Below are 24,096 nucleotides of genomic sequence, written 5' to 3'. Positions count from 1 at the left end.
AATTCTACAAGGGCGAGCGATCGCACATATCATTGCTCGCCTTGTACAAACTGTTAAACTCCCTTAAAGTAACTGGTAAAAGTAATATGTCTGGTAAACTTTTATCTAAGTTGTGAAAAGGCATTGCATAAAATTGGGATGGATTGTTGAACCGCGAAGACGCGAAGTGCGCGTAGACGGGTAGCGGCTTCCGTAGGTAGAAGTTAGATTTTTTCGTTTCTAATAATTCAGAAGCATCCCGCTTTCTCTGCAACGCCTGTGAAAATTATGCCTTTAGATAATGGTCAAAACAAACAATCACTTTTTTTATTTCTTCCCGATGGCGATCGTAGTTCGGGTTGGTGATTATAGAGTTCGTTACGAAATTGATGATGAAAGTCAACTTGTGCAGCTTTTACAGTGCAAGTCACTCTAGCCAGTTTTCTAACTGCAAATTGAGAATCTTTTCAAAATCTTTGATGTTATTAGTAACCAGAATGTCGTTACGCGATCGCGCAACAGCACCAATCAACGCATCAATTTACCCTGTTGGTTTACCAATTTGTCTGAGTTCGCTTTGAATCTTACCAAATTCTACAGCCGCATCTAAGTCAAATGGTTCAACTGTTAGCAGTTGAGTTAACTGTGCTAATATTTCTAAATTATTTTCAACTTGCTGCGAACAGTAAACACCTTTATAAAGTTCTGAAACAACTATTGTCGAAATATAGCATTGAGCAAATAAAAAATTAAATTTTGCAACTGCCTTGGGGTTATTATTAAGTAGTGCAATGCAAATATTAGTATCTAATAAGTACATTATTTATCGTCTTGATTTTCAATAGGATCGATAACTCTACCTCGATAAGCGTGGCGTTGTTTGTCAATTTCTGCAAATATTTCTACTAGTTCAGGTTGGTCTTGCCAAACACCAAATAATTGGTTGAGTTTGGAGAGTTTTTCTTCATCACTTAAAGTTTGTGAATCTTCGGTTATTTGCTTTGAAGAAATTACAAATTCAACGAGAATTGCTGTACCATCAGGAATATCATTAATTTGTTCTAACAGTTCAATAGTTTGACCGCGTTTGATACCTTTAATTTTCATTTGATGTGTACTCATTTTTTGCAATGACAGATAAAATTAACACTGGTGCTTCAAACTGAAGCTCAGTTACCTGATAATTTTACAGGATACCTTTAAAGGGTAAAGAGCAAGAGGTCTACTGAATCGATGCTCTAGTACCAGGTGAAGCTACTTGACACAACTGAATAAATGTGCATTCCCAAACGAGGCGCGGCTGAGCATAACAGAGTAAGGATTTACGTGCTTGTTCTAATAGTTTGATCATTTCGGGTTGATGCCACTGGAGCCAATAAGACTGCTGGAGATAATCGACTAGCCATAGTTGTGCTTCTGTATCGAGAGCTTTATCAATATCTCTGGCTAACTCTAAGGCTTGGCGATAGTTTTGTGGTAGTTTGGTGACGGCTTGGAGTAGTTCTGGAGGAATGGTTTGTAGTTGTTGATAAGCAGCGATCGCTTCCCCAGGACTACCACCAGCAATGCTCAACACCGCAGGATGTTGGAGAATTTCCTGATGACCCGTACGTGTTAATATCTCAGCCATTGTAGCTGTATCTAAGCGATAAAAGGGAATGCGTTGGCAGCGTGACACCAAGGTGGGTAAAATTGACTCTGGTGAGGGAGCTATTAGTATTAGTGTTGCCTGTCCTGGTTCTTCTAAAGTTTTAAGTAGGGCGTTTGCAGCTGCTTCTGCCATTGTTTCTGCCTGTTCCACCACCACCACATGCCTTGGTGCTTCCAAAGGTGGACGGGAGAGAAATTCGGTAATCTCACGAATTTGTTCTAAGCGAATTACTGGTGGTGCTTTGCGCTTGAGTCCTTTGGCGGCTGCTTCTGCGGCGGTGAGGCGCTGTCCTTGATACTGGTAGGTTGGCTGCACCCATAGGACATCGGGGTGGTTATATTTTTGCAGTTTAGTACGAACAACATCTGTATTGTCATGAGCATCGGTAAACAATAACTCTATAAAGCACTGTGCTGCTAAACCGCGCCCTACACCATCTGCCCCAATGAATAAATAAGCTGGTGCTACTCGATTAGTTTTTACAGCTTGCGTCAGTAATTCTACTACTTGTGGTTGTCCGATGAGTGAGGAAAATGTCATTTTTTAGTAGTTGGTTGTTGGTTGTACCAGACGTGCCATGGCACGTCTGTACATTGGTTAGTAGTTAGTAGTTAGTGGTTGTGTTTAGTTAATGATCTACTACTCCCCACACCCCTCACACCCCACCCTGTGGGAAGCCTATGAGCGCGTCTACACACTCCTCACACCCCTTACACTCCCCACACTCCCCACCCCCCTCTCGATATATAAAGATTACATGGTGATATAACAAAGTGGTGCGATCGCTCTGGGCGGTTGTTGTAATTCCTCATACATTTAAGAAGAAGAGCCTGTTTGCATAGGTAGACCTGATCATGAAACGACGTTGGAAGTCATTATTCCTGGCCGTTAGTTGGGTAATGCTAGCTATTGGGACATCTATTTTAATTATCCTGATACAACCGCTACGACCCACTCCTGCCCAAGAGCCTACTGTTGTAGTTGAAACTCCTAAACCGACGCCAACACAAGAAGCAAGTGATGACAAAAAGCCGGACTCAGCAGTAGCAGAACCAGCACCCACTCCCGAAGAAATTGCCCGTCGGCAAAAATTGATCGAAGCAGACAAGCTATATTTGGCGGGAGAGTACGCAGCAGCCGAGAAAATATATCGCGAGGTGAAAAAACCATTTGCGCAAACATCTCACACACCACAAATTAAACCAGCGATCGCTGATGTGAATCAATTATCTCCAGCAGGCAAGGTATACTGGCGAGAGGTGCAAGCTGGTATTGTCAGTAAGTTGCAAACTAGAATTTTTGTTCCCCTGGAACTTTTAGTTCAGCAGTATCCAGAGTTTATTCCTGGTCAAATTAAATACGCTGAGCTACTGCAAGAATACGGCGATCAGAAAAAAGCATTAGAGGTTTTAGAACGGGCTGCAACGCTTTATCCAAACCAAGCAGATTTAATTAAAGCAAAAGTTACAACCCTAGCCAGTAATAAAAAATGGATGGAGGCGTCTATTGCAGCACGGCAATTTGCAATTCTCAATTCTAATCATCCCCAAGTGGCGGAGTTTCATAAACTAGCAGAAGAAAATCTCAAACGTTATAAATCTCATATTCGAGCCGAAGTCAGAGGTAATACGATCGCTAATATTATCACTGGTGCTTTAGGATATGCTCTGACGGGTAGCCTGGTCGGGCCATTTTCTGCCTTAGATTCTACGATATTATTACTCCAGGGCGAAAAAGCTGTGGGTGATTCGGTAGCAAAACAAGCAAAAAAACAACTACCTTTAGTTAAAGATCCGCAGCTTGTAGCATACGTTAATTCTATCGGGCAAAAACTGGCAAAAGTCGGCGGACGCGATGAGTTTAAATACGAGTTCTTTGTCATTCCGGAAGAATCTCTCAATGCTTTTGCCTTACCCGGTGGTAAAATTTTTGTTCATGCTGGTGCGATCGCCAAAACCAATTCCGAGGCAGAATTAGCTGGGTTACTCGGTCATGAATTATCCCATGTCTTGCTTTCTCACGGCTTCCAATTAGTTACCCAAGGGAATCTGATTGGTAACCTCACTCAGTATCTCCCTTTTGGCGGTACTATCGGACAACTATTTTCACTGACTTATAGCCGTGAGATGGAACGTCAAGCAGATACCTTGGGTACACGTCTGATTGTGAGCAGTGGTTACGCTGCTGATGGTATGTATAACTTGATGAACACCCTCAAAGAACAACAAAAATATTCTCCTCCTAGTTGGTTATCATCTCATCCAGGGAGCAAAGAGCGAGTGGAATATCTACAAGAATTAATTACAACCAACAACTACAATCGTTATGCCTACGAAGGTGTAGCCCAACATCTGGAAATGCAAGCCAAAGCCAAGCAGATACTCAAAGAAGAAAAAGAACGCAAAAGGGAACGGAAAATCGGGAATCGAGAATAGTAAGTTTAGTGGTTTCAGTCCCGGTCTTTTTTACCACTAAAAACACCAAGACACCAAGAACAACCTATCAAAATCAATTTGATCGAGTACTATACATAGTTGGTAGTGAGTACTTAAGTACTCACTACCAAGCAGATGTAAGCCTCTTTTTGCAAATAGGTAATCAGTGATCAATAACTGAATCACTGGGAATGTCGGTTTTGTCTATCCTATCGAACTCACTTTCTGTTACACACAAGTCATGATTGAAAATAAATAGCTAAAGTTAAAAAAGACTGTTATTTGTTCTCTTACAACTGCAAAAATAAAAGTCTTTGTGTCCTTTGTGGTTCGTTAATCAAACATGACTTCCATATTGCCCTTACCAGATCCTCATCAAACAAATGCATCTAATTGGGAAAAAGAACTAGATAACGCTATTTTTAGCTTTGAAGATATTCAGGCAGAACTAAACTACAAACAAGCACAAACAGCACTGCGGAATTTAGTAGCTAATCTAGACCTTTCTCCTGAGGAACAAGCAGGATTAGAAGCAGAAATTAATGATTTGGAAACCATGCTTAATAAACTAGACAGCATGGTAGTACATATAGCTGCCTTCGGCATGGTAGGGCGGGGTAAATCTTCTTTATTAAATGCTTTGGTAGGACAAGCTGTATTTGAAACTGGACCATTACACGGTGTGACTCGTAATGCCCAACGGGTAAACTGGAGTATTACCGAAGAAACTGTTGGGGACACAGAACGGGCCTTACGAGTCACCCTCTCTGGAACTGGTCAATCGCGAGTGGAATTAATTGATACACCAGGGCTGGACGAAGTGGACGGTGATACCCGCGCTGTTTTAGCAGAACAGATAGCCAAACAAGCAGATTTAATTTTGTTTGTGATTTCTGGTGATATGACCAAAGTTGAACACGAAGCCCTTTCTCAATTGCGGGAAGCAGGTAAACCGATGTTGCTGGTGTTCAACAAAGTAGACCAGTATCCGGAAGCAGACCGGATGGCAATTTACCACAAAATTCGTGATGAACGGGTACGGGAATTACTCTCACCAGATGAAATTGTTATGGCCGCAGCATCCCCGTTGGTACGGACAGTGATTCGTCGTCCTGATGGTAGCAGGGGTGTGCAAATGCGCCAAGGTAACGCCCAAGTGGAAGAATTAAAGCTGAAAATTTTGGAAATTTTACAGCGAGAAGGCAAAGCCTTAGTAGCCCTCAATTCCATGCTTTATGCAGATAATGTGAATGAACAATTGGTCAAGCGTAAACTCATGATTCGAGAGAATGCTGCCAATCAATTGATTTGGAAAGCTGTGATCACAAAAGCAGCAGCGATCGCACTTAATCCCGTAACAGTAGTAGATATTCTCAGTGGTGCGGTAGTTGATGTTGCCTTAATCTTGGGTTTATCTAAACTCTACGGTATTCCTATGACCGAGCCAGGAGCCGTAAAATTACTCCAGAGAATTGCCTTAAGTATGGGTGGTATCGGTGCAAGTGAATTATTGGCTAATCTTGGTTTAAGTGCACTCAAAACTTTACTTGGTATTGCTGCACCCGTCACAGGCGGCGCATCCCTCGCACCTTATGTATCGGTAGCACTAACACAAGCAGGTGTAGCTGGTGTTTCTTCCTACGGAATTGGACAAGTTACCAAAGCTTATTTAGCTAATGGGGCTACTTGGGGACCAGATGGACCGAAAGTGGTGATTAATAAAATTTTAGCAACCTTAGACGAAGAATCGATCCTCAATCGGATAAAAGAAGAATTGCGGGCTAAAATCAAGCGATTTTAGGTTGATTTTTAACAATGCTGGTATCAGAAATTTACGAAGATATAGAATTAAATCCAAGTTAATTCCAATCTTGTTCTTCTTTCTTAGAGCGACTTTTGTAAATGCCACCAACAGCATGAATGGCACGAGTTTTCTCAAATAGCTCTGCTTCAGTTAGCTCCCACTGTTGTAGTATTTGATCTAAGTCGCTTTGAATGTCTCTAGCACCGGGAAAGCCGTGATAACGAATTCGCAGCCTAGCTAACTCAGCCAAATTATAATCTGTCGCCTCACCGGCTAATAAAGTATCTACAATCAAGCGATCGCGATTATATAAAGGATGTTGTTGGTCTTTATTCATAAATTAAGTAGTAGTTAGTAGTTAGTAGTTAGTAGTTAGTGGTTAGTGGTTAGTGGTTAGTAGGGGCGAAGCATTTGTATGAGTATCTTTGCTGAAAACTAAATATCTTGGTACAAATGCACGCGGCCTACAGTGGTTAGTAGTTAGTAGTTTTACTCCTCACACCCCACCCTTACGGCAAGCCGCTACGCGTCTACACACTCCTCACACTTCACCCTTAGGGGAAGTCTACACACTCCTCATACTCCCCATCTCCCCAAAAGACGGCTACCCTACCTAAAATCTTACGGCTCTCCCCACTGCCGTTAAACTTTAAATAAAGATACATTGTCTTTAAGAAAATGTAGACACAAAGTTCAGGCTTTGGGTGAAAGTAATTTCACCCAAAGCCCAAGCAGCAAGGGAGCAAAACCCGTTATGTTTGAACATTTCACTTCCGAAGCTATTAAAGTAGTTATGCTCGCTCAGGAGGAGGCCAGAAGACTTGGTCACAACTTCGTTGGAACTGAACAAATTCTCCTGGGTTTGCTGGGAGAAGGAAATGGGGTTGCTGCCAAAGTGCTGACCGAATTGGGCGTTACTCTCAAAGAAGCACGTCGCGAAGTCGAAAGAATTATTGGTCGGGGTTCTGGCTACTTACCACCAGAAATTCCTTTTACCCCGAAGGTAAAAACCTTATTCGAGCAAGCGTTCAAAGAAGCTCGTAGTTTAGGACACAATTATATTGGTACTGAACACTTACTGTTAGGATTGACTGAGGCTGGGGAAGGAGTCGCAGCCAAAGTCCTACAAAATTTGGGGGTTGACCTAAAAAACATCCGCAGTAAAGTTATTCGTTTGTTGGGTGAAGTCACACCCATGACTGTAGGTGGAAGTGGTAGTAGCAGTCCCAGACGAACCCAAACTTTGACTTTAGAAGAGTTTGGTAGAAATCTCACTAAACTGGCACAAGAAGGCAAACTTGACCCTGTAGTTGGTCGTGAGAAAGAAATTGAACGTGCTATCCAGATTCTTGGTCGTCGCACAAAAAACAACCCAGTATTAATCGGTGAACCAGGTGTTGGTAAAACTGCGATCGCTGAAGGTTTAGCACAACGCATTCACAACCAAGATGTCCCCGATATTTTGCAAGACAAGCAAGTCATTAGTCTTGATATGGGGTTACTGGTAGCTGGTACTCGTTTTCGTGGCGATTTTGAAGAACGCCTTAAGAAAATCATGGATGAAATCCGCTCTGAGCGGAATATCATCCTGGTAATTGATGAAATTCACACCCTCGTTGGTGCTGGTGGTGTAGAAGGTGGTATGGATGCTGCCAATATCCTCAAGCCCGCATTAGCCAAGGGTGAACTCCAGTGTATTGGCGCAACTACCCTCGATGAGTATCGTCAGCATATCGAACGTGATGCTGCACTAGAGCGTCGTTTCCAACCGATTATGGTTGGTGAACCCTCGGTAGAAGATACAATTGTGATTCTCCAAGGCTTGCGTTCAGTTTACGAGCAACACCACCGAGTGGAAATTACTGATCAAGCATTGGTTGCAGCCGCAAATTTATCTGACCGCTATATTAGCGATCGCTTCTTGCCAGATAAAGCAATCGACTTGATTGATGAAGCTGGTAGCCGTGTGCGTCTACGGAGTTCGATGGTTGCTGCCAATCGCGAAATTAAGCGAGAATTGGCTACTGTAACTAAAAATAAAGACGAAGCCGTCAGAGCGCAAGACTTTGACAAAGCTGCTGAATTGCGCGATCGCGAGCTGGAACTGGAAGCTAAATTGGCAGATTCACAAACTGATAAATCTGTCAATCGCCTAGTAGTAAGCGAAGAAGACATTGCTCAAATCGTTGCTGCGTGGACTGGTGTACCAGTCAATAAGTTGACCGAATCTGAGTCTGAGATGTTGCTGCACTTAGAAGATACCCTGCATCAGCGCCTCATCGGTCAAGAGCAAGCAGTCACGGCTGTATCTCGTGCGATTCGCCGCGCGCGTGTCGGTTTGAAAAATCCCAATCGACCGATCGCTAGCTTTATCTTCTCTGGTCCTACCGGAGTTGGTAAGACTGAATTAGCAAAGTCTTTAGCATCTTACTTCTTCGGTTCCGAAGAAGCGATGATTCGTTTGGATATGTCAGAGTTCATGGAACGTCACACCGTTTCCAAGTTGATTGGTTCGCCTCCTGGTTACGTAGGCTACGACGAAGGTGGACAATTGACCGAAGCAGTCCGGCGCAGACCATACACAGTGTTGCTATTCGACGAAATCGAGAAAGCACACCCCGATGTCTTCAACATGCTGCTGCAAATCTTGGATGACGGTCATCTCACTGATGCCAAAGGTCGGAAAGTAGACTTCAAGAATACTCTGATTATCTTGACTTCTAACATCGGTTCACGAGTCATCGAAAAAGGTGGTGGCGGTTTAGGCTTCCAGTTTAGCGAAGACGAAGCCGAAGCAAGTTACAACCGCATTCGTAACTTGGTAAACGAGGAAATGAAGAACTACTTCCGTCCAGAATTCCTCAACCGTCTTGATGAAATTATCGTCTTCACCCAACTCAAGAAAGAGGAAGTCAAGCAAATCGCTGAGATTATGCTCAAGGAAGTTGCTGACCGCCTAACTGAAAAAGGTATCACATTAGAGGTGAGCGATCGCTTCAAAGAACGTGTGCTGCAAGAAGGCTACAACCCCAGCTATGGTGCTAGACCGTTACGTCGCGCCATTATGCGCCTCTTAGAAGATTCTCTCGCAGAAGCATTGTTGTCTGGTCAAATTACTGATGGCGATACAGCCATTGTCGATGTTGACGATGATGGTCAAGTGAGAGTCAAAAAATTAGAAACCAGAGAGTTAATGTTGGCGAATGTGGGCTAATATTTATACATTCACGTTGTTGCGCTAACATTGTTGAAAAAGCGATCGCTCTTATGTAGCCTAAGGGAGCGACTTAGCTAAGCCTCTGGCAACATTGGGTGAAATGGTGATTTTTAAAACCCCTGGTCATGATACCGGGGGTTTTTTATATTATTCTTTAGTCTGTGGGTATTGCCCACTTACCCACAAAAGACTATAATTTGCTGAGGTATACATTTGTACTATGATTGAAAATCAAAATTTCCATTTAATTAAAGAGACTGCCAGTGCCGATGATCGAGGAAGATTAACTCTGGGTGCTGTTGCCAAAACAAAGAGTTACCGAGTCTTAATGAATGATGTAGGGCAAATCTTGCTAGATCCAGTTGTTAACATTCCAGAAAGAGAACTTTGGATATGGCAAAACTCTGTTGCGCGTAATTCCCTAGAAATTGGTATCAAACAAGCAACCTCTGGCGAACTTCATGATTTGGGTTCATTTGCTCAGTATGCAGATTTAGAGATTGAAGAATAGGTGTTGGGTGAATTTCCGCTTATTATTTACGACTGAGGCGAAAGAAGCTTTAGCTAAGTTGCCAGAAACAGACTCTAAGAAGTACCAAAAAGTTTTAAAAACGCTGGGTTTGATGGAAACAAACCTAAGACATCTTAGTTTAAATACTCATAAATATGAATCACTGTCAGGCCCGAATGGTGAAGAAATTTTTGAAGCTTATGCAGAGAATAAAACACCTAGGGCTTTGCGAGTATTTTGGTATTATGAGCCTGAACAAGGAGTTACAACTATTCTTGCAATTACGCCTCATCCTTAACTGAAGTGATGCGATCGCCTCTAGCGGAAGGCTCATATTTTGCAAGATAATTAAGATTGTTTTATAATATATGTACATAAACATGTACATAAACTGATGTTGTCCTACAAAATCACATCCCCAACCGATGCCAGAAATGACTTTTTTAAGTTGTTAGACCTAGTAGTAGAAAATCATCAGGTGTATATTATCAACCGTCGTGGTGGTGAAAATGTCGCCTTGATTGCTGAGTCAGACTTGGTAAGTTTAGTTGAGACTGTTTATCTTTTGCGTTCTCCTGCTAATGCTCATCGTTTACTGGATGCAATAGAGGAGTCGAAATCTGGAAAGATTCAACCTCAAACTATCGCAGAACTTCAGCAGGAGTTCGGGATTGAACAAGAAGAAGAAAAAGAAAGCTGAAGCTGAGGAAATTAACCCAGTTGTAGTTAATCGTAGTCCTGGTTTTAGTTCTAAATTCAAAGAAGATTTAGCTTGGTGGTTCAAGCAAGATTTTCAGAAAGCGTCCAAAATATTGGATTTGGTAACGGCTGTCATGCAAGATCCTTTTGAGGGTATTGGAAAACCAGAACCATTGAAGTATTTGGATGCAGACATTTGGTCACGGCGAATCGATTTAGAACATCGGCTCGTCTATCGAGTGGGAAACACTCAGATTGATTTTCTTACTTGTCGGTATCACTACGAATAATATCAAGTCAGGCTAATTGCTTACGATATTATCTAACGCAGTTGGGCGTTGGATATGGGGCATAGTAATATCCCAATTACTACCCATTACCAATTACTGCAAACTTGACTCATTTATTAACACTTCTGGTAACTTCTCATCCTCAATAGAACTCCTGCTTTCAGGGAACTCAGCAAAACCATCGATCGCATCTTTGATAAAACCAGCTAAAGGAACAGCAAGCAGTAACCCTAATAATCCGCCGATATAAGTCCCGATTAGTAAAGAGATGATCACCCATATGGGTCTTAGACCAGTAAAACTACCTAAAATTCGGGGTGCGATCGCTTGGTCAACTAACTGATCTAAAAGCAGGGATAGAACTAAAACTTTAACGGCTAACCAAATGTCGTGAGTTGCGAGTATAAAAGCAATAATAAAATAGCTAACAATGTCACCAAAAGGAACTAAGCTCAAAATTCCCACACCCAAACCAAATATTAAACCAAATCGTAGTTTCAGGATTAAAAATAAGATAGTTTCTGTCACGCCCAGCATCAAAGCTAAAATCACCTGACCAATCAGAAAGTTCTGAAAATTCTTTTGAAGAGATTGCTGTATCTGCTGAGATAACCCAAAAGGTATCTTTTTAAATATTCCTTTCCAAATCCTTTCACCATCTATTAACATATATACTGTTAATACAACAGTGATTAAAGCTTCGGAAACACTATCAATAGTATCTACAATAATAATACTAAACAGCTTATCGCCCGCTTCTTCTAATTCATTAGGCAAACTATTTATTGACTGAGTAAATATTTCACTGAAATTAATATTTAATTTGTGACTTGCTGCCCAATCGTTGAGAAATTGAAGTTTGTGTTCAGTATTATCAATCCATTGTGGAACTGATTTAGTCATTTCATTTAATTGTTGCAGAGCAATAGGTAACAAAGTAATACCCAAGCTGATTATAATTACTAACGTTGAAATCAAAACTAATAACACTGCATATTTACGTTGTATTCCTCGTTTTTCAAGAAGTGCAACAGGGTAGTCTAAAATAAACGCTGACAAAGTAGCCAAAACGAAAATAGTGACTATTGGTTGAAAATATTGAAACAATTTAAACGCTAACCAACCATTGATAAAAACTAATGGAAAGAGTAGAGTCAAAATTAACCACTGTAGTAGTTTATTCAGAGAAAGCATCATTTGCAATGAACAAAGTTACGCTTGGTATGAATTGAGTAGAGATATGATGAACATTGTGTTTGATACAGATATCATACTCTTCCCTCCCAGGGCTGTTTCATTCTGTGAAGGAAAATGGTTGAATCAAATGATAAACGCGTTTTTTGAGTTTTTGAAATGATTCAAGAAGAATACGCAGAACAAGAATGAGTTTAACGAACTGCGGTAAATCGTGCGATCGCACTCCCAATTCCTCAATAAACACTCAACTCTCCTTCTGCTGAAACTGACTCATTAACCAAGTTCTAACTTCAGATTGGCTCGTTTATCGACATACAATGTAAGGCTTGCTCTAAAATAGCGATCGCTCTTTCTCTGATCCAGTGAGCAAATCTCCCTTCCCTAGTAGCAAAAGGGGAGAATTCTCCTCCCAGGGGAGGGGTTAAGGGAGAGGTAACATCAACGCCTCTTTTCCATAACAATCAAAGACAACCACGAACCTAGCATTAGAGAGCGATCACACTCTTACATTCACAAGCGCGATCGCTGTTTAATAAACACAAGCAATTATTTTATTTACTGGAAATATGAATTATTTGGTGATAGTTGGGGATATTTGATACCAAAAAATTTTGAACAAATCTGGCGTAATTTTTGAGAAAGTAACCCAGTGAGGGCGATCGCTAAAGGTAATCAAAAACTAAAAAGAATAGTGAATCGCACCTCTATTTTGAGAGGTGCGATCGCTTTTCCATAACTTTAATTCAAACTTTCATCAGCTTGACAATCAAACATAACCACAAAGTTATCTTCAGGTGATATCTGGCGCAAACGCTGCATGTGTCCATCGGCGTCAGAACGACTGCGGAAGCGAGCAATAATCTGACGCTGTGTGTCAGGGAGTAAACGAGCTATTACCCACGAATTTAGACGATTTTTGTAGGTAACAGTCTGGGTACTGGTCTTATGTTCTTTGCATTGTGTATTTTGTGTCATGATTAAGTTATCGATAATGTGTTTGACAAAGGGCGTTAGTGACTCTCTTGGCGGGGATACACTGACGCCTTACCTCATTGAAAGATTTAACCCCATATCACAATATTTGTCAATTGTCAATTGAATACCATTGATTAAGGCTATACATACAGCCAGGGAAAACCACAGGAGCAACTAAGTCTTAAAGTAGCACTTAGACTAAGTACACCTGCTATTGAAAATAGAGTTTGAGTGTGCAGGGCTTACAGAATAAGCAAAAGAGACTTTTATACAATGTTTGTGTGATGTATCACATAGTTATTCGTCTTTAATACATAGCAAAGAATTATGAGACAAATGGAAAAATAAGGAAGAAAAAATTCCACCTATATTTTGTGAGCTTAATTTGTGGGCGTCCACTTTTATATTCCTATTTGGGAAGAAGATTCAGGAACACCCAAGCAGAAGATTTAATTCGTATTTCCGCTTACGTGATTTGTATCAAAGCACAGAATTTGAACTAGTGCAAGTAGTAAATGAGTCATTATCAACTAAAAATGTGCTATGAATATGCCACTTTGTAAACTGCCCTTTTTCGCGTAGATATATGGCCAGCCTTTCAAAATTATCATTACACCTCCTATGTAAATGGGCGAAAAAGGCAATTGCTCGATATCATCAAGTTTTAAAATAACCACAGCAATTCCTACAAATGTGTCTTTAATCCATAAAGATCAGGCTCATATTCACAGTTTTGGCAAAATGGCAACTCAATAACTTTCATGCCACTTATCATATAACGAAACGTTCTAGTGAAATGGAAACGCAGGCTCAAACAAGCTTCCACAAGCATGATTAAATCATGCTGTGGAATTTTTAAGAATTGCAAGCAAAAATCAATATGGGAGAAGAAATAGCAATTTCTCTAAAAAATATCTCCAAGTGCTTTAAATGCTATACTCATCCTGTCGATAGGCTCAAAGAAATTTTTTTACCTGCTAGAAGTAGAGCTAATGAATTTTGGGCATTAAGAGACATCAATTTAGAGATTCCAAAGGGCGAAACAGTAGGAATCGTTGGTAAAAATGGCTCTGGAAAAAGTACCTTACTACAAATTATCGCTGGGACTTTAACACCAACTACTGGTGATGTGACAGTAAATGGTCGTGTGTCAGCATTATTAGAGTTAGGAAGTGGATTTAATCCAGAATTTACTGGTAGACAAAATGTATTTTTTAATGGCAGATTGCTAGGATTAAGCCAGAAAGAAATCGAAGATAGATTTGAAGCAATAGCGAGTTTTGCTGATATTGGAGATTTTATTGATCAACCAGTTAAAACTTATTCGAGTGGAATGTTTGTCCGCTTAGCTTTTGCAGTTGCAGTAAATGTTGATCCAGAAATTTTAATTGTTGATGAAGCGCTAGCAGTAGGAGATATAGTATTTCAACATCGCTGTATGCGCCGGATGCGAAGTTTGATGGATTCTGGAGTTACAACATTGTTTGTATCTCATGACTCTGGAGCAGTAAAAACATTGTGTAATTCAGCAGTGATGATTCATGAAGGTAAAATTTACTTTTCAGGAGTACCTAATACTGTAATCATCAGATATATGAAGCTGGTTACAGAAACAGAGTTAGAAACAGTAACTATAAAAGAAAATTTACCTGAAAAACAAATTCATCGTCAAAATTTAGTAACAGATCAGCCTACTCGTAGAGGTAATAGTAAAGCATTAATCAAAAACATCCGGTTACTGAATCAGCGAGGGGAAGAATTAGCAGAAACACCAACTCTCGGGTTTAATGAACAAGTTACCTTAATTCTTGAACTCCATGTTTATGAGGAATTACAAGCATGTATAGTTGGTTTTTTTGTTTGTGATAAAAATGGTAATGAATTAATTGGTAGTAACACTTTTGAAGAAAATCATTCTATTGGTAAATTAGAACCAGGAGAGCAGTTAAAAATAGAATTTAAATTTCATCTGCCATTACGTCCAGGCTCTTATAGTTTAACTGTAGCAGGTGCAGAAAATTATACAGCAATATCATTTGATTGGATCGACAATGCAATGGTTTTTCAAGTGCTTCCTCCTGACACAGGTAAACGTATACATGCTTTGGTAGATGTACCTATAAGTGTCCAAGTATCACGACCAAAATTAACAGCAATCAAAAAATAAAAAGTATATTTTTATGGTTACTAAATTAGAGAAAGATTATCCTTTATTAACAAATATTACTGTAGAAGATTTAGATGATAATAGTAGTTTAAAAAAAATGCTCCGTTGGGTAGGAGAAAATAAGCATGTAATTGATTTTGGCTGTGCTACAGGTTATTTTGCTCGGTTGGTTAGTAGTAAAGGTTGCCGAATCACAGGTATTGAAATCAATGCAAAAGCCGCCAAAATAGCCGAGAAATATTGTGAAAAAGTTATTGTTGCGGATTTAGATTTTGTTAACTTAAAAGATGTTTTAACAGAAACAAAATTTGATATAGCTGTATTTGGAGATGTTTTAGAACATCTGCGAAACCCTTGGAAAGTACTAGAAGAGACTAGGGAACTACTACAGCCAGGAGGATACGTAATAGCCTCTATTCCTAACATTGCTCATGGAGCAATCCGTCTAGCTTTATTACAAGGAAAGTTTGAATATACAGAATTTGGTATTTTAGACAATACACATTTAAGATTTTTTACGCGTCAAACTGTCACAGAATTATTCGAGCGTTCTGGATATTTTGTTGATACTTGTGAACAAGTCAAGTTACCAATTTTTTCTGGTTCAGATTGGATACCTCATATAGATAAAAATCAGGTTGATGTTAATGTCATTAATGCGATTGAACAAGATGAAGATGCAGATACATTACAGTTTGTTTTGCGGGCATTTCCTTTAAGTTTACAGGGTAAATATTCAGCCTTGTATCAACAATATTCTCAATTATCTGAAGAATATCATAATTGCCAAAATCAGATCAAGGAAATGTATGCCGAGTTGAAGCGATCGCACCTTGCTTTAGAAGAAAAAGAAGTTCAGCTAGAAAAAACTCAAACACAATTAGAAGAAGTACAAAACCAACTGCAACAAGCACAATCTCACTTACAAGAAATTCAGCAGCAATGGCAAATTATACAAACTCAGTTACAGCAAGCTCATACAGCCTGGGAAGATTGCCAAAACATTATAAAAGGTATAGAAAATAGTAAATTTTGGAAACTTCGTCAAGTTTGGTTTCAACTCAAAAAAGCTTTTATTTCATCAAGATAAACTCAGCTATGATTAAGACAGAACAACAATCTCATTTGCTATTACAACAAGCTAAACTCAACTCACGACACTCAGAATTATTGGCAAATCAAACAGAATTAAATACTAAGTATTTACAACAAAATCTGGTATTAGAGCATCATAAAATTAAGTCGGGAAAAAACTTTTATATATCAACGCTATTAGAACCAAAACCAATCAAAATAAAAGACACGAATTTAACTATAGATGAAAAAAGATTATTATATATATCTCGTTTAAAATCAGCACAGTTGTGTGAAAAAATGGGTTATCCACCCTGGAATTTAAAATCAAATTCTGCATATGAACTGTGCGATAATCCATCTGTATCAGTGATAATTACACTGTATAACTACTCAGAATATATTTGTGAATGCTTAGAAAGTGTTTCTCAGACAGATATCAGTAATATCCCAGGAGGTATTGAAGTATTAGTTATTGACGATTGTTCGACAGATAACTCAGCTAATTTAGTCTTAAAATATTTGCAAAAATCTCAATTACCAATCTGTTTAGTTAGCAAATGGTTTAATACTGGCTTAGCAGATGCTAGAAACGTAGGATTGAAATTAGCTCGTTCTCCCTATGTTTTTATATTAGATGCTGATAACTGGATTTATCCGAATTGCTTATCTGTGCTTTTTGAGAATATTCAATCTTCTCGATATGCTGCGGTTTATGGTGAAATCCAAAAATTTGATAATCAAACAAAACAAGAAATGAATCGGATTTCTTGCTATGAGTGGGATATACATAAGTTAGTGAAACAGCCATATATAGATGCTATGGCTATGTTTGATAAAAATATATTACTAAAACTCGGTGGATATTCTACAGAGTTAATTGAATACGGCTGGTTTGGATGGGATGACTATGATCTCTGGCTCAAAATAGCACAATCAAACTACTCATGTAAACTTATACCCAAAGTACTCAGTTGTTATAGAGTACATGCTGAGTCAATGATTAATACCACTAACAAATATTCACTTAATATAGCTAAATATTTTTGTCATAAATTTGTCAAATTAGCTAATAAATATCATGCATCAGATATGTTGTTTGGTTTTCCTAAAAGTGAAATTTATCTTGAACTAAATCTCTGTTCTCAGCAAACTCAAAATAATTTCATCCTCCAAGAACTGCAATCTGCTTATGCTCAAATTGCAGCTATGGAATCAAGTAAGTTTTGGAAATTAAGAAATCAGTGGTTAAAATTGAAAAAGCTTTTAGGTTTAGCGAAAGATGCTGAAATTTTTTAGATGTTGCTTCAATACTTCTATAAGTTTAGAAATTAACCTGTAATTAAAGACAATTCAGTTAAGGCTAGCATATTTTGTAATTTCAATGTCACACTATAAAGTAGCAGCTTACATAACAGCTTATCAAGAAATAGCAGCACTGAATAAAACTATCATAGCCATCACAAAACAGTCATATCCAATTGAAAAAATTTTAATAATTGATAATTCTCAAAATCAAATCATCACTGATAATAGCTATGAGAATATTATTGTAGATTTTCATCCTGAAAATATTGGTGTTGCTGGAGGATTAAAAATTGCCGTTGGCTGGGCGATCCAACAAGGTTATGATTTTCTTTGGTTGTTTGATCAAGATAGTGAACCTAATTCTGATGTTTTAGAAAAACTGTTAGCTTATTACCAATGCTTATCTAAAGATAAAAATATAGGAATTATTGCTCCAGCAATATTTGATATTAATACAAAGCAAGAATTTCCAGGCTGTGTATTTCAAGATTATAAGCTTGTGCCTTTTCCTGGAGCTGCTACCATCCAGAGTTTCTATCAATGTGATGCTGTCATTACTTCTGGTTCTCTCATAAATATTAATGCAGCTAAATGTATTGAACTACCAAGAGCAGATTTATTTTTAGATGCAGTAGATTATGCTTACTGTATGAACTTCCGGAATCATGGATATGAAATAATTGTTGTCAAAAGTCCAATGATGAAACATCGTATAGGAAATTACTCTCTAGTCAAAGATAGATTTAAAAAACATATAAATACATTCAGCACTTTTATTTGTTCTCCCTCTCGCTATTACTATGCTTGTAGAAATCATACGTTTTTGGAAACAAGGCTTGCAGCAAAAATTAAGTTGTATCGCTCTATAGCGTACAGGATAAAATTTTTAATCATGATGATGCAGAGAATTATTCGTTACGAAGCAGATTTAGTATTATTGAAACTATGGGCTTGTATCGTGGGAACTTTTGATGGTTTTCGTGGCAAATTGGGTAAAACTTGGTAAACAATCTGTGTTCATCTGTGTTCATCTGTGTTCGTTTTTCTCTACCCAACTCCATTGTCAACCTACCATATCTTTTATTAATCGACCACCGATGCACACCGATGCACACAGATGGATGATTCCTATGGATTGAGTTTTTTGTTCGTCTATCGCTTCTTTACAAAATACTTAAGTGCTGACTATCAACTCAAGTTATGAAACTGTCTGTAAAATAAATACAGCGATCGCACTTAATCCATCACCAAACTCAGGAATCAAAAATAGCATCATTAAAGCAAACAATCCAAAGTAGGTATATTGCAGTGGTTTTAAGATTGGGAATATTTCGCTGAAGATATAGAAACTGTCTAAGGGTGGAATAGGTAAGAGATTAAACAAGAACAGCATCAAGTTTATGTGTGCTGACATATAAAAGAATTGGAAACTAAAAAATTCTGCGTATGTACAATCAGCAAGTAATTTTAGCAGTCCCATACATAAAAAAGCTAAAACTAAATTGCACAATGGGCCTGCTGTGGATACTAAAATATTACCTAATCTTTGTGAACGAAAATTAGAGGCATTAATTGGCATTTTTCCCCAAGCAATACCAGCTACACACAGAAATATCAGTGATTCCCAACCCATGTGCACTAGAGGATTAAGAGTAATATGTCCTTGTTTACAGGGAGTGTCGTCTCCTTGACTCAAAGCAACTAAGCCATGAGCAATTTCATGTAAACTAATTGAGATGATGACAATGACCACCACTCTCAAAAAGACTATTGGACTAACAATTAGTGTTTCGAGAAACATAGTTTCAAGCAGCTACTGATTAGCTGGTTTTTGAGAGTTTAAATTAGCAGGATTAATATTAATCAATGGCAAGCTGCCATTACCACCCATGACTGTGGGAAAATGTCCATCCCATTTTTCTATTGCTTGCTTTTGCAACAACTCTGGAGTTAAAGTTAGTCTTAATAATTTTTGTGCTTCTGCTTGACCTTTAGCACGGTTAATGTCTGCTTGTGCTTCTTGGGTTGCTTTTTTCGCAATAAATTCTGCCTGTTTAGCTTCTTGTTCAGCTATTTGTTTAGCTTCAATCGCCCGACTAAACTCTGGAGAAAAAGCAAAATCGACTAAAGATACATCATCAACAATTACACCATAAGCAGCAAGACGAGTTTTTAAATCATTATCAATTTCTTGTTTTAATTCTGTTCTCTTGGTGATGATTTCTTCTGCTGTTTTTTTAGCAGTAGCTGCTTTCAAAACTTCAGAAACTGCGGGAGTCATAATTCCCAAAACAATTTGTTCATTATCTCCAACTTTTTGGAAAACTTTATTTATCCGTGTTGGATCTATATGCCAATTGACAGCAAGTTCGGTTGTAACTTTTTGCAAATCACGAGAAGCAGCATCAGCTTTAAAACTATTTTTAGCAACTCTAACATTCAATTTTCTTACAGATGTGACTACTGGCATAATTGGGTGGATACCTTCATCTAATACCCTGTCTTGAACTTTGCCAAATTGCATGACAACACCCCTTTCTCCGGCGTTTACAATCGTAAAGGGGCGAAAAATAAATGCCAAGATTAATACCATCACTCCTCCACCCAAATAAAAACCAAATGGAAAGTTTCTTTCTATGTTTCTTCTAGTGCTATGCATACTTGTATTATTCCCAGTAAAGTATATTGAAATAAGGGGAAATATTGAGTCAATGAGTAGTGCAGTACTCACAACACACATCGCTTAATTTATGTGTCTAACTACTAATCTAGTAAAAATAAATTCGCTATCTGATCTTTAACAAAAAGTTACAATATTTCTAACATTAATGAATGATATTGTTAGATACACAATTTCCTTTAGTGATTTCGGAAAAATCATTTTCTACCGGGTAGTAGTCATTCACCACCCAGAAAATTAGATATGAAGATTAGTCAACGTCATGCTTGGACTCTGAGTGTAGAGGAAGCGATCGCTATTCAAGAACAAATGCAGACTGAAGTAATTACCTCAGATCAACTCCAGCAACCTGTACAATATGTTGCTGGTGTCGATATGGGTTTTGAAGCTGATGGTACTATTAGCAGAGCAGCAGTAGCAGTGCTAAGTTTTCCAGAATTGGAATTACAAGAAACGAGCTTAGCACGTCGTGCCACATCTTTTCCCTACATTCCTGGCTTCCTTTCATTTCGGGAAATACCTGCTGTCTTAGATGCCTTAGAAAAGATAAAAATTACACCAGATTTAATTTTATGTGATGGTCAAGGAATAGCCCATCCTCGACGATTTGGTATAGCTTGCCATTTGGGCATTATCGTAGATATACCTACAATTGGTGTAGCAAAATCATTACTTGTTGGTAAACATCAAGAACTACCCGACACACGAGGTAGTTGGCAACCCTTAACACATAAAGGTCAAATAGTCGGGGCTGTCTTGCGAACCCGTGTCGGAGTCAAGCCTCTATATGTTTCTAGTGGACATCGCATTAGTCTACCTACAGCAATTGACTATGTATTACGCTGCACACCAAAATATCGCTTACCAGAAACTACACGAATTGCTGACAAACTGGCAAGCGATCGCTAAGCACAAAATTCCACAAACTCGTAAATACTCCGCGAACCTTTGCGCTACCTTTGCGTCCCTCTGCGTTTACAAACACCATAATTTTACGCAAAGCAACACTAATACCATTTCATGTTAATCACGGTACATTAAATCCTGTAGAGACGTGCCATGGCACGTCTCTACAACTATCAAAATAAATTACTTTCTAAAGTTTCATCTAAATATGTTGTAATTAGTTGCTTGCACCTGCCTTATCGTGTTAGGAATCGCACAGGGAGGAATTGTATATAAGATATAAGTTTTGGGGGGAGAACAATGAACGCACTAACTTTACAGTGGCAAGACGCCGGTCAAATAAAAATTCAGAAAATCCACGAAAAACAACCAAGTAAAAATCCTGGCACTATCCGTATTGGTCGCGATCCAGTCCGGTGTGATATTGTTTTGAGTCATCCTACAGTGTCAGGCTTACACGTAGAAATCTTTTTTAACGCCCAGCAGCAGCGTTTTTTGATGAAAAATTTGCGTGAACAAAATCCTCCCCTTGTAGATGGACAGAAACTCGTTCAAGGTGAAATACCTCTGCGTGAAGGCAGCATTATTTATTTAGGACAGCAACTACTCAAAGTCACAGAAGTTTCTGTGCCAGGGGGTAGCACTGTACCACCAACCATTTTGACACCACCACAACCACAAGCTACCAATCCTCCGCCAGTACCAGTAGCACAACCACAGGCACATCCCAATTATCACCAACCTACACCACCCCGGCAACCACAACCACAAGCAGCACATCATCCCGTCACTCCCGCTGTGCAACAGCAACCACAACCACAAGGCGTTTATGGTTTGCAATGTCCCAGATGTAAAAAACTTTCTTCGTATAAAGACTTGCTACTAGGCTGTCAGCACTGTGGTCATTCTTTACAAGATGCCCTCAGCGTCTTAGTACCACCGAGTCATTAGGGGCTTGCAAATAACAAGGAGACAAAGGAGACAGGGGAGAAAATAAACATAACTACTAAATTAATAACAACCATTACATAAGCTATATTTACTTAACTTATCAATAGAAATACTTATGAATAACGGTTCTTTAGAAATTCAATTACTCTGGCAAGATCCAGTTACAGGAGAACGACGAGAACCAAGGTTGAGAGTACCTATTGCCTTCGGTAGAGAATTTGCCCGGATGCCTGCTGAACTTAGAGGACAGCCAGTAGCCCGGATGCTATTAAATCATGACCAAGTTTCTCGCTTCCATGCCTTGATTGAATGGGAACAAAACCAACTGGCGGTGACAGACCAAGGTAGTGTCAATGGTATCTACATCAATGGCCAACGCCAAACACGGGCTGTAATCAATAGTGGCGATATTTTACAAATAGGCCCTTACGTCATTTCTGTAACCTTTGCCGCCTCTGTTCCGGCTAGTCCACCTATACCACCCCCACCTATACCACCCATACCACCTAGTCCTCCTATTTCTTCCCCACCAGCCCCCAGTGGAAATTCTGTCATTATCTTCAACCCCAACACTAACCTCCCAGACCCTACTTTAGCTCCACAAGTGGTAACACCACTAGGTAGTAATTTCCCGCCACCAGTCTTTCAGCAAGAACTTGTCCCTGTCCAGGCACTTCATGCAACCGGTATGCCTGTAGATGAAACTTATTATTTAACTGTGGGAGCAGGATTAGGTAGTTTTATTTGGGTAGATTTACTAAGATTATGTGGTGTAAAGACTGACAAAATAGTAGCACTGGGTATAGATAAAGAACCCTATGCCCGTTACAAACTTCTATGTATGAATTCCCAAATTCCTTTACACGAAAGATTGCGTTCCAATTCTGACTCTTGTCCTGATAATATTTGGGGTTGGCCTAGCTATGCTTTGCGAGAAGCTTGGCATGACTTTGGCAAAGGCAGAATTGATCAGTCTATCAAACATCTATGGAAAGTTTTTGCTGAACCTACTTTTGCTGAAACCTATACACCCCGTGCAGGTAATGTATTTGATTCCATCGACCGAGAAGCAAGACGCATCGGTTGGGACAAGATTTATCGCTTTGGACGAGTCTTGGCAATTAGGAAAACAGATGATGGCAGGTATTGTGTAGCCTATTCTCGTGGACGCGGGAATCATGCCTTTTTTGTCAGCCGTTATTTGCACTTGGCGACTGGTTATCCAGCACTGCAATTTCTTCCCCATTTACAAGCTTATCGGGAGAGATACAAAGATTTTAGGTCGGTTGTGAATGCTTACGAAGACCACAACCATGTCTATGAACTATTGGAACGCCAGGGTGGTAGAGTCTTAATTCAAGGACGAGGAATTGTTGCTTCTCGAATTGTGCAACGCATCTATGAGGCACGCAAGAGAAATCCGAATATTTCTATTTTGCATTTAATGCGATCGCCAAAACCCCAAGGTAATAAATACGGTACTTCCCAGCGCATCGTCAAACATCATATCGAGTTGCAACCATTTAACTGGCCCAAAGCTTGTTGGGGTGGGGAATTACGAGAAGTCCTAGAAAAAGCCAGCCCAGAGCAGCGTAAAGAATTAATATCTAACAAAGTATGGGGTGGAACTACAACTGCTGACCGCTTAGACTGGCAGTTTATCACAGAGGTTGGACTGAGAGAAGGCTGGTATAAAATTCAATTTGCTGTCGTCACCAGAGTTGAACAGGACGCACAAAAACATCTCATTGCCTACATTCAAGACAAAGACTTTGGCGAAATTCAACTCCCTGCCGTTGATTTTATTATTGATGCTACTGGTCTTGATGCCAAAGTCAAAGAAAGCCCATTACTCAAAGATTTAGTCGAACATTATCACTTACCACTCAATCCTGTAGGGCGTTTGGCCGTGGCTAACGACTTTGAGTTAGTAGAAATGCGTAACGCTCAAGGTAAAGTTTATGCCGCAGGAGCAATTACTTTCGGCGGACCCTACGCAGCAGTTGACAGTTTCCTTGGCTTGCAATATGCCTGCTTACGTGCTGTAGATGGTCTAGCCACCGCCCGCGCCCCTGGTGTGCATAGTCTCAACCCCATTAGCTCCCTTGGGCAATGGTTAAAGTGGGTGTTTAATCAATCGCCTTAGGGTGTTGGGGAGAGTATGAGGGGTGTGTAGACGCGGTAGCGGCTTCCCGCAGGGTGGAGTGTGAGGAGCGTGAGGAGTGTGAGAGGGGGGGTAAGTATTAAACCAA

Annotated in this window: 23 protein-coding genes and 1 pseudogene; 15 read left to right on the top strand and 9 right to left on the bottom strand. The window is 39.5% G+C overall.

What is annotated here, in order from left to right; translation table 11 throughout:
• Nucleotides 1-406 precede the first annotated feature (406 nt).
• From NIES592_RS12065 to NIES592_RS12055, 3 genes and pseudogenes are all read right to left on the bottom strand, one after another.
• Nucleotides 407-799: pseudogene (locus NIES592_RS12065) on the bottom strand (type II toxin-antitoxin system VapC family toxin).
• A complete protein-coding gene (locus NIES592_RS12060) occupies nt 799-1,101 on the bottom strand; it encodes a hypothetical protein (protein ID WP_256678121.1) in 303 nt (100 codons plus the stop codon). The pseudogene NIES592_RS12065 and the gene NIES592_RS12060 overlap by 1 nt, the downstream one beginning before the upstream one ends.
• A 100-nt stretch (nt 1,102-1,201) precedes the next feature.
• Nucleotides 1,202-2,170, bottom strand: coding sequence for a DNA polymerase III subunit delta' (locus NIES592_RS12055; protein WP_073555855.1), 969 nt, complete (start codon nt 2,168-2,170; stop codon nt 1,202-1,204).
• A gap of 314 nt (nt 2,171-2,484) precedes the next feature.
• Here NIES592_RS12055 and NIES592_RS12050 point away from each other — a divergent pair, with 314 nt between their 5' ends.
• Nucleotides 2,485-4,065, top strand: coding sequence for a M48 family metallopeptidase (locus NIES592_RS12050; protein ID WP_073555854.1), 1,581 nt, complete (start codon nt 2,485-2,487; stop codon nt 4,063-4,065).
• A 343-nt stretch (nt 4,066-4,408) separates the two neighbouring features.
• The gene (locus NIES592_RS12045; protein WP_073555853.1) at nt 4,409-5,866 is read left to right on the top strand and encodes a GTP-binding protein; all 1,458 of its coding nucleotides are present in this window, start codon (nt 4,409-4,411) and stop codon (nt 5,864-5,866) included.
• Nucleotides 5,867-5,924: 58 nt separating this feature from the next.
• Here NIES592_RS12045 and NIES592_RS12040 read toward each other — a convergent pair whose 3' ends face one another.
• Nucleotides 5,925-6,206, bottom strand: a complete 282-nt coding sequence (locus NIES592_RS12040; protein ID WP_062246636.1) for a DUF3288 family protein — start codon at nt 6,204-6,206, stop codon at nt 5,925-5,927.
• A gap of 88 nt (nt 6,207-6,294) precedes the next feature.
• Here NIES592_RS12040 and NIES592_RS24530 point away from each other — a divergent pair, with 88 nt between their 5' ends.
• The 6 genes from NIES592_RS24530 to NIES592_RS12015 all read left to right on the top strand — a co-directional run bounded on the left by NIES592_RS24530 (nt 6,295) and on the right by NIES592_RS12015 (nt 10,586).
• Nucleotides 6,295-6,486, top strand: a complete 192-nt coding sequence (locus NIES592_RS24530) for a hypothetical protein (RefSeq protein ID WP_143168367.1) — start codon at nt 6,295-6,297, stop codon at nt 6,484-6,486.
• A 137-nt stretch (nt 6,487-6,623) separates the two neighbouring features.
• Entirely contained in the window at nt 6,624-9,083 is a 2,460-nt protein-coding gene (locus NIES592_RS12035) for an ATP-dependent Clp protease ATP-binding subunit (RefSeq protein WP_073555852.1), read from the top strand.
• Between the two features lie 223 nt (nt 9,084-9,306).
• Nucleotides 9,307-9,597, top strand: coding sequence for a hypothetical protein (locus NIES592_RS12030; RefSeq protein ID WP_062246632.1), 291 nt, complete (start codon nt 9,307-9,309; stop codon nt 9,595-9,597).
• A gap of 7 nt (nt 9,598-9,604) precedes the next feature.
• Nucleotides 9,605-9,895 (top strand): hypothetical protein, encoded by a 291-nt coding sequence (locus NIES592_RS12025; RefSeq protein WP_073555851.1) that lies wholly within the window; start codon nt 9,605-9,607, stop codon nt 9,893-9,895.
• Nucleotides 9,896-9,991: 96 nt separating this feature from the next.
• Nucleotides 9,992-10,297, top strand: coding sequence for a type II toxin-antitoxin system Phd/YefM family antitoxin (locus tag NIES592_RS12020; protein WP_073555850.1), 306 nt, complete (start codon nt 9,992-9,994; stop codon nt 10,295-10,297).
• The gene (locus tag NIES592_RS12015; RefSeq protein ID WP_016866150.1) at nt 10,269-10,586 is read left to right on the top strand and encodes a Txe/YoeB family addiction module toxin; all 318 of its coding nucleotides are present in this window, start codon (nt 10,269-10,271) and stop codon (nt 10,584-10,586) included. The genes NIES592_RS12020 and NIES592_RS12015 overlap by 29 nt, the downstream gene beginning before the upstream one ends.
• Nucleotides 10,587-10,679: 93 nt before the next feature.
• On the opposite strand, the gene NIES592_RS12010 is transcribed toward NIES592_RS12015, so the two are convergent.
• The 3 genes from NIES592_RS12010 to NIES592_RS12005 all read right to left on the bottom strand — a co-directional run bounded on the left by NIES592_RS12010 (nt 10,680) and on the right by NIES592_RS12005 (nt 12,758).
• Nucleotides 10,680-11,780, bottom strand: a complete 1,101-nt coding sequence (locus NIES592_RS12010; RefSeq protein ID WP_073555849.1) for an AI-2E family transporter — start codon at nt 11,778-11,780, stop codon at nt 10,680-10,682.
• 100 nt (nt 11,781-11,880) lie between these two features.
• On the bottom strand, nt 11,881-12,027 hold the full coding sequence (locus tag NIES592_RS25125) for a hypothetical protein (RefSeq protein ID WP_178379531.1): 147 nt from the start codon (nt 12,025-12,027) through the stop codon (nt 11,881-11,883).
• Between the two features lie 494 nt (nt 12,028-12,521).
• Nucleotides 12,522-12,758, bottom strand: a complete 237-nt coding sequence (locus tag NIES592_RS12005) for a hypothetical protein (RefSeq protein ID WP_062246621.1) — start codon at nt 12,756-12,758, stop codon at nt 12,522-12,524.
• An 880-nt stretch (nt 12,759-13,638) separates the two neighbouring features.
• Here NIES592_RS12005 and NIES592_RS12000 point away from each other — a divergent pair.
• The 4 genes from NIES592_RS12000 (at nt 13,639) to NIES592_RS11985 (ending at nt 18,313) form a co-directional block, all read left to right on the top strand.
• Entirely contained in the window at nt 13,639-14,925 is a 1,287-nt protein-coding gene (locus tag NIES592_RS12000; protein ID WP_073555848.1) for an ABC transporter ATP-binding protein, read from the top strand.
• A gap of 13 nt (nt 14,926-14,938) precedes the next feature.
• Nucleotides 14,939-16,015, top strand: coding sequence for a class I SAM-dependent methyltransferase (locus NIES592_RS11995; protein ID WP_073555847.1), 1,077 nt, complete (start codon nt 14,939-14,941; stop codon nt 16,013-16,015).
• A gap of 8 nt (nt 16,016-16,023) precedes the next feature.
• The gene (locus tag NIES592_RS11990; RefSeq protein WP_062246615.1) at nt 16,024-17,298 is read left to right on the top strand and encodes a glycosyltransferase family 2 protein; all 1,275 of its coding nucleotides are present in this window, start codon (nt 16,024-16,026) and stop codon (nt 17,296-17,298) included.
• A gap of 85 nt (nt 17,299-17,383) precedes the next feature.
• Nucleotides 17,384-18,313, top strand: a complete 930-nt coding sequence (locus tag NIES592_RS11985; protein ID WP_073555846.1) for a glycosyltransferase family 2 protein — start codon at nt 17,384-17,386, stop codon at nt 18,311-18,313.
• A gap of 192 nt (nt 18,314-18,505) precedes the next feature.
• Here the strand turns inward: NIES592_RS11985 and NIES592_RS11980 are convergent, their stop codons facing one another.
• Together NIES592_RS11980 and NIES592_RS11975 are read right to left on the bottom strand one after the other, a co-directional pair.
• Entirely contained in the window at nt 18,506-19,108 is a 603-nt protein-coding gene (locus tag NIES592_RS11980) for a site-2 protease family protein (protein ID WP_073555845.1), read from the bottom strand.
• A 12-nt stretch (nt 19,109-19,120) separates the two neighbouring features.
• The gene (locus NIES592_RS11975) at nt 19,121-19,966 is read right to left on the bottom strand and encodes a prohibitin family protein (protein WP_073555844.1); all 846 of its coding nucleotides are present in this window, start codon (nt 19,964-19,966) and stop codon (nt 19,121-19,123) included.
• Between the two features lie 264 nt (nt 19,967-20,230).
• Between NIES592_RS11975 and nfi the strand changes: the two genes are divergently transcribed.
• The 3 genes from nfi (at nt 20,231) to NIES592_RS11960 (ending at nt 23,990) form a co-directional block, all read left to right on the top strand.
• The gene (gene nfi, locus NIES592_RS11970; protein WP_073555843.1) at nt 20,231-20,896 is read left to right on the top strand and encodes a deoxyribonuclease V; all 666 of its coding nucleotides are present in this window, start codon (nt 20,231-20,233) and stop codon (nt 20,894-20,896) included.
• Nucleotides 20,897-21,193: 297 nt separating this feature from the next.
• Complete coding sequence (locus NIES592_RS11965; RefSeq protein WP_062246606.1) at nt 21,194-21,844, top strand: FHA domain-containing protein; 651 nt, start codon at nt 21,194-21,196, stop codon at nt 21,842-21,844.
• Between the two features lie 115 nt (nt 21,845-21,959).
• Complete coding sequence (locus NIES592_RS11960; RefSeq protein ID WP_073555842.1) at nt 21,960-23,990, top strand: FHA domain-containing protein; 2,031 nt, start codon at nt 21,960-21,962, stop codon at nt 23,988-23,990.
• Nucleotides 23,991-24,096 lie beyond the last annotated feature (106 nt).

It is taken from the genome of Fischerella major NIES-592 (assembly GCF_001904645.1).
Classification (GTDB): domain Bacteria; phylum Cyanobacteriota; class Cyanobacteriia; order Cyanobacteriales; family Nostocaceae; genus Fischerella; species Fischerella thermalis.
Note: the sequence above shows the minus strand (reverse complement) of the source record. Positions and strands in the feature narration are given on the sequence as shown.

Coding starts and splice junctions, on each gene's coding strand:
- NIES592_RS11990 (WP_062246615.1), top strand. CDS start 16,024: ATGATTAAGACAGAACAACAATCTCATTTGCTATTACAACAAGCTAAA.
- NIES592_RS12045 (WP_073555853.1), top strand. CDS start 4,409: ATGACTTCCATATTGCCCTTACCAGATCCTCATCAAACAAATGCATCT.
- NIES592_RS11965 (WP_062246606.1), top strand. CDS start 21,194: ATGAACGCACTAACTTTACAGTGGCAAGACGCCGGTCAAATAAAAATT.
- NIES592_RS12030 (WP_062246632.1), top strand. CDS start 9,307: ATGATTGAAAATCAAAATTTCCATTTAATTAAAGAGACTGCCAGTGCC.
- NIES592_RS12005 (WP_062246621.1), bottom strand. CDS start 12,758: ATGACACAAAATACACAATGCAAAGAACATAAGACCAGTACCCAGACT.
- NIES592_RS11980 (WP_073555845.1), bottom strand. CDS start 19,108: ATGTTTCTCGAAACACTAATTGTTAGTCCAATAGTCTTTTTGAGAGTG.
- NIES592_RS12050 (WP_073555854.1), top strand. CDS start 2,485: ATGAAACGACGTTGGAAGTCATTATTCCTGGCCGTTAGTTGGGTAATG.
- NIES592_RS11960 (WP_073555842.1), top strand. CDS start 21,960: ATGAATAACGGTTCTTTAGAAATTCAATTACTCTGGCAAGATCCAGTT.
- NIES592_RS12020 (WP_073555850.1), top strand. CDS start 9,992: ATGTTGTCCTACAAAATCACATCCCCAACCGATGCCAGAAATGACTTT.
- NIES592_RS11995 (WP_073555847.1), top strand. CDS start 14,939: ATGGTTACTAAATTAGAGAAAGATTATCCTTTATTAACAAATATTACT.
- NIES592_RS12040 (WP_062246636.1), bottom strand. CDS start 6,206: ATGAATAAAGACCAACAACATCCTTTATATAATCGCGATCGCTTGATT.
- nfi (WP_073555843.1), top strand. CDS start 20,231: ATGAAGATTAGTCAACGTCATGCTTGGACTCTGAGTGTAGAGGAAGCG.
- NIES592_RS12055 (WP_073555855.1), bottom strand. CDS start 2,170: ATGACATTTTCCTCACTCATCGGACAACCACAAGTAGTAGAATTACTG.
- NIES592_RS12010 (WP_073555849.1), bottom strand. CDS start 11,780: ATGCTTTCTCTGAATAAACTACTACAGTGGTTAATTTTGACTCTACTC.
- NIES592_RS11985 (WP_073555846.1), top strand. CDS start 17,384: ATGTCACACTATAAAGTAGCAGCTTACATAACAGCTTATCAAGAAATA.
- NIES592_RS12035 (WP_073555852.1), top strand. CDS start 6,624: ATGTTTGAACATTTCACTTCCGAAGCTATTAAAGTAGTTATGCTCGCT.
- NIES592_RS12060 (WP_256678121.1), bottom strand. CDS start 1,101: ATGAGTACACATCAAATGAAAATTAAAGGTATCAAACGCGGTCAAACT.
- NIES592_RS11975 (WP_073555844.1), bottom strand. CDS start 19,966: ATGCATAGCACTAGAAGAAACATAGAAAGAAACTTTCCATTTGGTTTT.
- NIES592_RS12000 (WP_073555848.1), top strand. CDS start 13,639: ATGGGAGAAGAAATAGCAATTTCTCTAAAAAATATCTCCAAGTGCTTT.